The sequence below is a fragment of the Goekera deserti genome (assembly GCF_010685995.1).
GTDB lineage: Bacteria > Actinomycetota > Actinomycetes > Mycobacteriales > Geodermatophilaceae > Goekera > Goekera deserti.
This window is the reverse complement of the sequence record NZ_JAAGWK010000032.1, coordinates 42,166-51,294: the sequence shown is the minus strand read 5'-3', so window position 1 is coordinate 51,294 and position 9,129 is coordinate 42,166. Positions and strand designations below refer to the sequence as shown.

General features: G+C 71.3%; 8 protein-coding genes. 2 read left to right on the top strand and 6 right to left on the bottom strand.

What is annotated here, in order from left to right:
- Positions 1–106: 106 nt before the first annotated feature.
- Together G1H19_RS20240 and G1H19_RS23610 are read right to left on the bottom strand one after the other, a co-directional pair.
- Complete coding sequence (locus G1H19_RS20240) at positions 107–907, bottom strand: GNAT family N-acetyltransferase (protein WP_152727435.1); 801 nt, start codon at positions 905–907, stop codon at positions 107–109.
- Positions 908–947: 40 nt separating this feature from the next.
- Complete coding sequence (locus G1H19_RS23610) at positions 948–1,463, bottom strand: DUF427 domain-containing protein (RefSeq protein WP_235909171.1); 516 nt, start codon at positions 1,461–1,463, stop codon at positions 948–950.
- 162 nt (positions 1,464–1,625) lie between these two features.
- On the opposite strand from G1H19_RS23610, the gene G1H19_RS20225 reads away from it, so the two are divergent.
- Both G1H19_RS20225 and G1H19_RS20220 read left to right on the top strand, forming a co-directional pair.
- Positions 1,626–2,408 (top strand): LppU/SCO3897 family protein, encoded by a 783-nt coding sequence (locus tag G1H19_RS20225; RefSeq protein ID WP_152727436.1) that lies wholly within the window; start codon positions 1,626–1,628, stop codon positions 2,406–2,408.
- Positions 2,409–2,587: 179 nt separating this feature from the next.
- Positions 2,588–3,805: an acetyl-CoA C-acetyltransferase gene (locus tag G1H19_RS20220; RefSeq protein ID WP_152727437.1), complete on the top strand. Its 1,218-nt coding sequence runs from the start codon at positions 2,588–2,590 to the stop codon at positions 3,803–3,805.
- A gap of 70 nt (positions 3,806–3,875) precedes the next feature.
- Here the strand turns inward: G1H19_RS20220 and arfA are convergent, their stop codons facing one another.
- The 4 genes from arfA to G1H19_RS20200 form a co-directional block, all read right to left on the bottom strand.
- On the bottom strand, positions 3,876–5,387 hold the full coding sequence (gene arfA / locus G1H19_RS20215) for an arabinosylfuranosidase ArfA (protein ID WP_152727438.1): 1,512 nt from the start codon (positions 5,385–5,387) through the stop codon (positions 3,876–3,878).
- A 161-nt stretch (positions 5,388–5,548) separates the two neighbouring features.
- A complete protein-coding gene (locus tag G1H19_RS20210; RefSeq protein ID WP_202925762.1) occupies positions 5,549–6,478 on the bottom strand; it encodes a carbohydrate ABC transporter permease in 930 nt (309 codons plus the stop codon).
- Complete coding sequence (locus G1H19_RS20205; protein ID WP_152727439.1) at positions 6,475–7,443, bottom strand: carbohydrate ABC transporter permease; 969 nt, start codon at positions 7,441–7,443, stop codon at positions 6,475–6,477. Before G1H19_RS20205 ends, G1H19_RS20210 begins: the two co-directional genes overlap by 4 nt.
- 92 nt (positions 7,444–7,535) lie before the next feature.
- A complete protein-coding gene (locus tag G1H19_RS20200) occupies positions 7,536–8,846 on the bottom strand; it encodes an ABC transporter substrate-binding protein (RefSeq protein WP_152727440.1) in 1,311 nt (436 codons plus the stop codon).
- Positions 8,847–9,129 lie beyond the last annotated feature (283 nt).

The following is a 9,129-nucleotide window of genomic DNA, read 5'->3' as shown; positions in this document are numbered from 1 at the left end:
TGGACCGTGCCGCTGCGCAGGCCGGCCGCCTCGCCGATCTCCCGCCCGTAGCGCTCGCGCCCCGGGTCCTCCAGCAGCGCCTCGAGCACGCGCTGCGTGGTGAGGGTCATCCGGAGTTCGACCATGCATTTACTCTACCTAGCCCGAGCCAGAGGGCAAGTCGTCCGGACCGGCCCGTCTGGTGTCGGGAGGATGCCTTGGCCCAGCCGAACCAGCCTCGGGCCTCGGGCAACCGGAGCATCCGGGCGGCTATGGGGCAGGGAGTCGATGAAGCCGAGTCGAGCAACGCTGTCTGGTCGTCGGCCGCCACCGAGCACGAGCCCTGTGCCATGACGTCCCTCTCCGAGAACGCGCCAGGGCGGTGGCTCGCCGCGCGCGCGGACAGGCGCCTGCTGAACACCACGAGGTCGTCGCCGTCGGTCCAGTAGTCCGGTACGCGGGTGTGCTCGGTGTAGGAGAGGTCGCGGTAGAAGGCACGTGTGCGGTCGTACTGCGGCGTGCCGGAGGTGCGCATAAGGAGCAGTCGCTGGCCGCGTTGCTGGAGGTCGTCCTCGGCGTGCCGCACGAGGGCGGCGCCCCGGCCGCCGCCCTGCAGGTCGGGCCGGACGGCGATCATCGTCAGGTCGAAGGCCCGGTCGGCGGACTCCTCGGGACGGTAGAGGAGAACGGCGGCCAGTCCTCGCCCGTCCTCGGCGTCCTCCACGAGACAGGTCCCGCCGTCGTCGCCCACCGTCCAGGATGCCGTCGGCGAGGAAGCCCGCCTCGTCGCGGCCGAACATGCCGGCCGCGACCACGAGGTCGACCACGGCCGCGCCGTCGGCCGAGGTGTAAGGCCGCATCGCTTCTCCCGACGTCCTGGGTCACCGGTGCAATCCAGCCCATCGTCCCGGGAGCGTCCAGTGCTCACCGCCGGAGCCCGGTCCGAGGGGACCGGGCCCGGCACCGGGTCAGCTGACCTCGACGCCCTTCCAGAAGGCGAGGCGGCCGGTGATCTCCGCGGCGGCGTCCTTGGGGGCGTCGTAGGTCCAGACGGCGTCGGTGTTGGTCTTGCCGTCGACCTCCAGGGAGAAGTAGGAGGCCTCGCCCTTCCAGGGGCAGTGCGACGTGGTGGCCGACGGGCGCAGCACGTCGCCGACGACGGACTCGCGGGGGAAGTAGGCGTTGCCCTCGACGGTGACGATGTCGTCGGACTCGGCGATGACGGTTCCGTTCCAGCGTGCAGTGGTCATGGACCGATCATGCGCCCGCCCGGCAACCGGGGGGTGGGCCAGCGGGTCGACCCGGCGCAGGAACGACCGCGCGGCCAGGTGGTCGGACAGCGTCGGCCGGTGCGCGTCGCACGCCGTCCAGACCTTCTCCCGGTCGGGGGTGTGCAGCCGGGGGTTGTTCCAGACCAGGGCCCAGCGGGCGGGCGCCCGGCAGCCCTTGGCCGAGCAGACGGGGCTCTCGTCGGGGGGCGTCATCGGAGCGAGTCTCCCAGCCCGTGCACCGCGACCGCCGTGCACACCCGCGCGGGGGATGCCGGGACGTCACCGGGCTGTGACGCTGGTCGGGAGCGTGCCCTGCCGTGTCTGCGCTGCGCGCGACCGGGAGGATCAGCGCGGACAGCCCGACCAGGAGGACGCATGACCACGCCCGGTTCCACCGGCGGCCAGGGGCCGACCGACCCGCACCACCCGCAGGCGCAGCCCGGCGGCCAGCCCGCGGGCGCCACCGGCTGGGGCCAGCAGGCGCCCGGTGCCGGCCCGCAGGACGCTCCGTGGCCGAGTCCCGGCCAGGACAGCTCCGCGCAGGGCCAGTACGGCCCGCCGCCGGGTCAGTACGGGTCCCCGCAGGGTCAGTACGGTCCCCCGCAGGGCCAGCCGGGGCAGGTGCAGGGCCAGTACGGTCCTCCGCAGGGGCAGTACGGACCCCCGCAGGGCCAGCCGGGGTCGCCGCCGTGGGGCCAGCAGCCCGGGCAGCCGCCGCAGGGTGAGCAGCCATGGGCTGTCCCGGGGCAGCCCGGCCAGCAGCCGTGGAACCCGACCGGTCAGCACGGCGCCCCCGCCGGCCAGCCCGGTGCGCCGGCGGACCCCGCCGCGGTCAAGAAGCGGCGTCTGCTCACCGGCGGCGCGGTCGTCGTCCTCGTCGCCGCGGTGATCGGGCTGCTCCTCCTGGTCGGTGGCGGTGGCACGGCGCAGGCCGGCGACTGCGTGCAGGAGGAGAGCGACGGCCAGCTGAGCGTCGTCGACTGCTCCGACGACGCAGCCGACTACCGGGTCGCCGGCCTCGTGGAGAACGTCACCGACGCCACGATCAGCGCCGACGAGACGCTGTGCACCGACGAATGGCCGGACTCGGTGGCCTACGCCTTCGAGGGCGACGCGGGCGAGGAGGGCACCGCCTTCTGCCTGGAGGACGTCGGCTGACGGCCTCGGCGGCCTGACCGGACCCGCCTGACCCGGCGTCGACACGGCGACATGTCGACAGTGGGCCGTGTCGACACGGGCCGCTGTCTACACCACCCCGTGTCGACGAGTCGCCGGCGCCGCACCACCGGCGGGACCCAGGTGCGGCGCGGGCGCGCCGGGTGCGGCAGAGTCGGGGCATGGACGAGGTCGTCATCTGCTCCCCGCTGCGAACCCCGGTCGGCCGCTTCGGCGGCGTCTTCGCCGGCATCCCCGCCAGCCAGCTGGCCTCCGGACTGCTCCGGGAGCTCGCCTCCCGGGCCGGGCTGGGTGAGGGCGAGGTCGACGACGTCGTCCTCGGCAACTGCAACCCCAGCGGTGAGAACCCGGCCATCGGCCGGATCGCCGCCCTGGACGCCGGCCTGGGGGTCGGCGTGCCGGGCCTGCAGATCGACCGGCGCTGCGGCTCGGGCCTGCAGGCGGTCGTCTACGCCGTGATGCAGGTGCAGGCGGGTGCCGGGAAGGTGGTCGTCGCCGGTGGCGTGGAGTCGATGAGCCAGGTCGAGCACTACGCGCTCGGGTTGCGCACCGGGGTCAAGGGCGACGGCGTGATGCTGCACGACCGGCTGGCCCGCGCCCGGGAGACCGCCGGCGGCCGTGACCACCCGGTGCCCGGCGGGATGCTGGAGACCGCGGAGAACGTCCGCCGCGACTTCGACGTCGACCGGCTCGCCCAGGACGCGTGGGCGCTGCGCTCCCAGCAGGCCGCCGGCGCGGCGATCCGCGAGGGCCGCTTCGCCGACGAGATCGTGGGCGTGGAGGTCGCCGGGAGCCGCAAGAGCCCGGCCCGCGTGGTCACCGAGGACGAGCACCCCCGCCCGGACACCACCATGGAGGACCTCGCCGCGCTCCGGCCGGTGATGGGCCGGGTGGACCCGAAGGCCACGGTCACCGCGGGCAACGCCTCGGGCCAGAACGACGGCGCGGCGATGTGCATCGTCACCACCCGCGCCGAGGCCGACCGGCGCGGCTGGGAGCCCTTCGTCCGGCTGGCCGGCTGGGCGGTGGCCGGAGTCCCGCCGGAGACCATGGGCATCGGCCCGGTGCCGGCCACCGCGGCGGTGCTGGAGAAGACCGGGCTGACGATGGCCGACCTGGACCTGATCGAGCTGAACGAGGCGTTCGCGTCCCAGGTGCTGGCCTGCCTGGACCAGTGGGGGCTGGGCACCGACGACCGTGCCCGGGTGAACGTGAACGGCTCCGGGATCTCCCTCGGCCACCCGGTCGGTGCCACCGGCGCCCGGATCCTCGCCACGCTGGCGCACGAGCTGCGCCGCCGGGAGGGCCGCTACGCCCTGGAGACGATGTGCATCGGCGGCGGGCAGGGCATGGCCGCGGTGTTCGAGCGGGTCAGCTGACCGCACCGCACGACAGAACGCCCCGCCGGTCCGATGACCGGCGGGGCGTTCCAGGTCCTGCGGGGTTATGTCAGCCGAGGGAGATGGCCGTCCAGCTGACCGGGGGCAGCTCGACGGTGAGCGTGCCGTTCTCCAGCCGGACGCTCTTGTTCTCCACCGGCGCGACCCGGTTGGGCTCGGCCAGGGTGTTGGCGGCGTAGACGTCGTCGTCGTGCAGGGTGTGGCTCTCCAGCACCTGCACGTCGCCCAGCGAGCCGGCGTCCACGGTGACCGTGGTGGGGCCCTCGATGTCCCGGTTGACCAGGAACACCGCGACCTTGCCGGTCTCCGGGTCGTGCGTGGCGACGGCGTCGACGACCGGCACGTCGCCGTGGTCGGTGGTCGTCGTGGTGTCGCTGGTCAGCTCCACCCGCAGCGCGTTGCCCCGGGCCAGCCGGGAGGTCAGCGCGAACGGGAAGAACGTGGTCTGCCGCCAGGCGGGCCCGCCCGGCTCGGTCATGATCGGGGCGATCACGTTGACCAGCTGGGCCAGGCTCGCCGAGGTGACCCGGTCGGCGTGCTTGAGCAGCGAGATCAGCAGGCTGCCGAACACCACCGCGTCCGCCACGTGGTACTGGTCCTCGAGCAGGCGCGGGGCGTAGGGCCACTGCTCGATGTCGGTGATCTGGTCGTCGGCGTGGAAGCGCTCCTGATACCAGACGTTCCACTCGTCGAAGGCGATGTCGATCGTCTTGGAGCTGCGCAGCTCGGCCTTCACGTGGTCGGCGGTGGCCACGATCGACTCGATGAAGTGGTCCATGTCGACCGCCGAGGCCAGGAAGCTCGCCAGGTCGCCGTTCCTCTCCGCGTAGTAGGCGTGGCAGGAGATGAAGTCGACGTCCTCGTAGGTGTGCTCGAGAACGGTCCGCTCCCACGTGCCGAAGGTCGGCATCTGGGAGTTGGAGCTGCCGCACACCACCAGCTGGACGTCCGGGTCGAGCTGGCGCATGGCCTTGGCCGTCTGGCTGGCGATCTTCCCGTAGTCCTCGGCGCTGCGGTGGCCGAGCTGCCAGGGGCCGTCCATCTCGTTGCCCAGGCACCACATCTTCACGCCGAACGGGTCGGTCGCGCCGTTGGCGACGCGCTGGTCGGACAGCGTCGAGCCCGACCGCACGTTGCTGTACTCGAGCAGGTCCAGGGCCTCCAGCACGCCGCGGGTGCCCAGGTTGACGGCGAGCATCAGCTCGCTGCCGGCCTTGTCGTTCCAGCGGGCGAACTCGTGCAGGCCCACCTGGTTGGTCTCCAGGGAGTGCCAGGCGAGGTCCAGCCGCTTGGGCCGGGACTCCCGGGGGCCGACGCCGTCCTCCCAGCGGTAGCCGGAGACGAAGTTGCCGCCGGGGTAGCGGATCGTGGAGACGCCGAGCTCGCGCACCAGCTCCAGTACGTCGGTGCGGAAACCGTCCTCGTCGGCGGACTCGTGACCGGGCTCGTAGAGGCCGTCGTAGACGCAGCGGCCGAGGTGCTCGACGAAGGAGCCGAAGACCCTGCGGTGGACGGCCCCGACGGTGAACCGCGGGTCGAGTGTCAGGTGTGCGGTGGGCATGGTGGACGTCCTCGCGGGATGGTGGGGGCGCGGCCGGGGCCGCGTGCTGTGGGGGAGCGGGCGCGACGGGGCGCGCGGTGGAGCGGTGCGGTGGAGTGCCGCTGCTGCGCGGGATGGGCCCGGCGGTGCTGCCCGGTGGGGTGGGCAGCACCGCGGGAGACCTACTTGAGGCTGCCGATCGCCAGGCCGCCCTGCCAGTACTTCTGCAGGCCGAGGAAGGCGATCACCAGCGGGATGATCGACACCAGCGAGCCGACGATGATCAGCGCGTAGAGCGACGTGCCGCCGCCGTTGTTGGCGCCGGCGAGGCCCTGCCAGAGGTTCAGCCCGACGGTGATCGGGAACTTCGTCGAGTCCGACAGCACGGCCAGCGGCAGGAAGTAGTTGTTCCAGGTGCCGACGACCGACAGCAGCAGCACGGTGACTATGGCCGGGCGCATCAGCGGCAGGGCGACGCTGAAGAACGTGCGGAACTCACCGGCGCCGTCCATCCGTGCGGCGTCCAGCAGCTCGTCGGGCACACCGTCGGCGGCGTAGACCCGCATCAGGTAGACGCCGAACGGGTTGAGCATCGAGGGCAGGATGACCGCCCACGCGGTGTTGGTGAGCTCCAGCCGGCTGAGCAGCACGAACGTGGGGATGACCAGCGCGGTGGCCGGCACCATGACCGCGCCCAGCAGCAGCGAGAAGGTCAGCCGGCGGCCGGGGAAGTCGAACTTGGCGAACGCGTACCCGGCCAGCACGGCCAGCACGGTGGCGCCGATCCCGGCGGCGAAGGCGTAGAGCAGCGAGTTGCCCAGCCACTTCAGGTAGATGCCGTCGTTGTAGGTGAACAGCGTGCTGAGGTTCTCGAAGAAGTGGAAGCCCTGGTCGAACCAGAGCGCGCCGCCGGTGCCGTTGAACAGCCCGCCGGCGTCCTTGGTGCTGGCGACGACCAGGAACCACAGCGGCAGGATGAAGTACAGGACCAGGAAGCCGAGGAACAGGTGCGATCCCCAGCGCCTGGGCTGCCGGCGCGGGTCGTGGCGCCGCGGCGGGGGAGCCGCGGGCCGGGCGGGTGCCTCGGCGGTGGGCTTGGACAGGACGCTCACTTGAGGAAACCCCCACGCTTACGGGTGGCGAACAGGAAGATGTAGACGCCGAGGAACACCACGATGCCCAGCGCGAACGCGATCGCCGACGCGTAGTTCACCTGCGCGTAGTTGAAGGCCAGGTTGAAGGCGTAGACGTTCGGGGTGATGTCGGCGGTGATCCCGCCGTTGGAGATCGGCCGCAGCACCTGCGGCTCGGTGAAGAACTGCAGCGTGCCGATGACCGCGAAGACCAGGATCAGCACCAGCGCGGAGCTGACCATCGGGATCTTGATGCGCAGCGCGACCTGCAGCCCCGTGGCGCCGTCGATCTTCGCCGCCTCGTAGATGGCCGGGTCGATGCCCTGCAGCGCGGCGTAGATGATGATCATGTAATAGCCGGCCCACTGCCAGGTGACCACGTTGGTGAGGCCGGCGAACAGGCCGCCGTCGGCGAGCAGGAACGGGGCCGAGTCACCGAAGATCTGCTGCAGCGGCCCGAAGTTCGGGCTGTACAGGAAGCCCCACATCAGCGCGCCGATGACGGCGGGGATGGCGTAGGGCACGAAGATCACCAGGCGGGAGAACCGGGAGAACCGCGAGGTGAGCGAGTCGAGCACGAGCGCGGCGAGCAGCGAGACCGCCATCTGCACCGGGATCACGACCAGGGTGAACCGCAGCACGAACCAGATGCCGTTGAGGAACGACGGGTCGGTGAAGGCCCGGGTGTAGTTGTCCAGGCCGGCGAACCGCTCACCGGTGGCCAGCCCCTTGGTGTAGAGGCTGAGGTACAGCGCGTAGAGCAGGGGTGCCACCAGGAAGACCAGGAACACCAGGGCGAACGGGGCGAGGAACGCCCAGGCCACCCACGCGTTGGTACCGCGGCCCTTCAGCTGCTTCCTGGCCTCCGGCCGGGGTCGCCCGCCGGTCGCCGTGGCGGCCGCCGCGGACGACGCCACCTGGTCTGCCGTACCCAGCGATGCCATGCCGTCTCGCTTCCGTGCGCGTGAGGTGGTGCTCGGGAGGGGTGCTCGTCCCCGGGGAGGGTGATTCCCCGGGGACGAGCGGTGGGTGCGCGTCAGGAGAGCGTGAAGCCCTGCTGCTCGGCGTAGGTCTCCATCGACTCCTGCAGCGAGTCGGCGGCCTCCGAGCCGGTCTTCTCACCGTTGTTCATCGCCGTGATCTCCTTGGTGAACTCGGCGTAGAAGTTGTTCGAGAAGGGGCTGTAGGTCGAGCCCTCGTAGGCGTCGGCCGCCGGGATGTAGACGTCCTTGTTGGCGGTCTGGCCGTTGAAGAAGGTCGACTGGTTGTTGATGAACTCGTCCGAGGTGAGCACCGAGGTGTTCAGCGGGAAGATGATCTGGTTCACCCAGCCGTCCTTGAGCGACTCGTCGTCGGCGTACAGCTCCTTGGCGACGACGGCCGCGGCCTCCTTGTCCTGGGCCTGCTCGGTGACCGAGAAGACCGACCCGCCCCAGTTGACCTGCACCGGGTTGGCCGGGTCCCACTGGGGCAGCGGTGCGACGGCCCACTTGCCGGCGTCGGCACCCTCGCCGGCGCCTGCGCCGGTCAGGTAGCCGGGCGCCCAGGCGGCGGACACGTAGGTGGCGTAGTCACCGCGGACGACACCGGAGATGTAGTCGGTGGTGAACTGGTCCTGCTTGCCGGCCAGGCCGTCCTTGACCATGTTGGCCCAGTAGTCCAGGACGTCCTTGCTGTTCTGGTCGTTGAGGTTGATCTTCAGGTCGGTCGGGTTGGCGGCGTCGTACTCCCACGGCACCGCGCCCTTCTGCTGCATCAGGGCGACCATCGGGGCCGGGACGTTGCTGGGCACGTCGCCCATCAGCGGGCCGCCGGCGGCCTTGAGCTTCTCGGCCTGGGCGCGGTACTCGTCCCAGGTGGTGGGCACGGTCAGGCCGTACTGCTCGAAGATGTCGGTGCGGTACATCATCGCCATCGGGCCGCCGTCGACCGGGATGCCGTAGACGGCGTCGCCGCTGGAGACGTCCTTCCAAGCGCCCTCGCTGAACTTGCCCTGCACGTCGCTGGCGCCGTACTCGCTGAGGTCGGTCAGCCCGCCCTGCAGCGCGAAGCCGGGGACCTGGTCGGTCTCCAGCATGATGACGTCGGGGGCGCCGCTGCCGGCGGTGATCGCGGTCTGGAACTTGTTGTACTCGTCCACACCCTGGCCGGCGTTGGTCAGGCAGACCTGCACGTCGTCGTGGGTGTTGTTGAAGTTGGTGGCGACCTTCTGCAGGTTGGGGTACCAGCCCCAGACGGAGACCTGCGTGGCGTCCGGGTTCACGATCGGGACGCTGCAGGAGCCGCCGCTCGCGTTGCCGCCGCTGCCACCGTCGTCACCGCCGCCACACCCGGTGAGGGAGGCCATCGCCGTCCCTGCGCCGAGAACCGCCGCTACGAGCTTCTTGTTCACTGTGTTCCCTCTCGGAGTGCGTGCCACGGACTTCGTCGTCGTGGGTCCTGCGTGGAGCGCGGTCGAGCGGGTGGAGCGCGACCGGTGTGCGGGGTCGACCGGCCGGGGGCGGCTGGACGCTGGGCTGTCGGACGGCGCCGGGAGGCCCGATCTCATGATGAGCTGTGGTGTGAGGCACGTTCTACAACGTTGTGAACGCCATGATGGGGACGGGTGCGAGGCGTGTCAAGGCGTCATG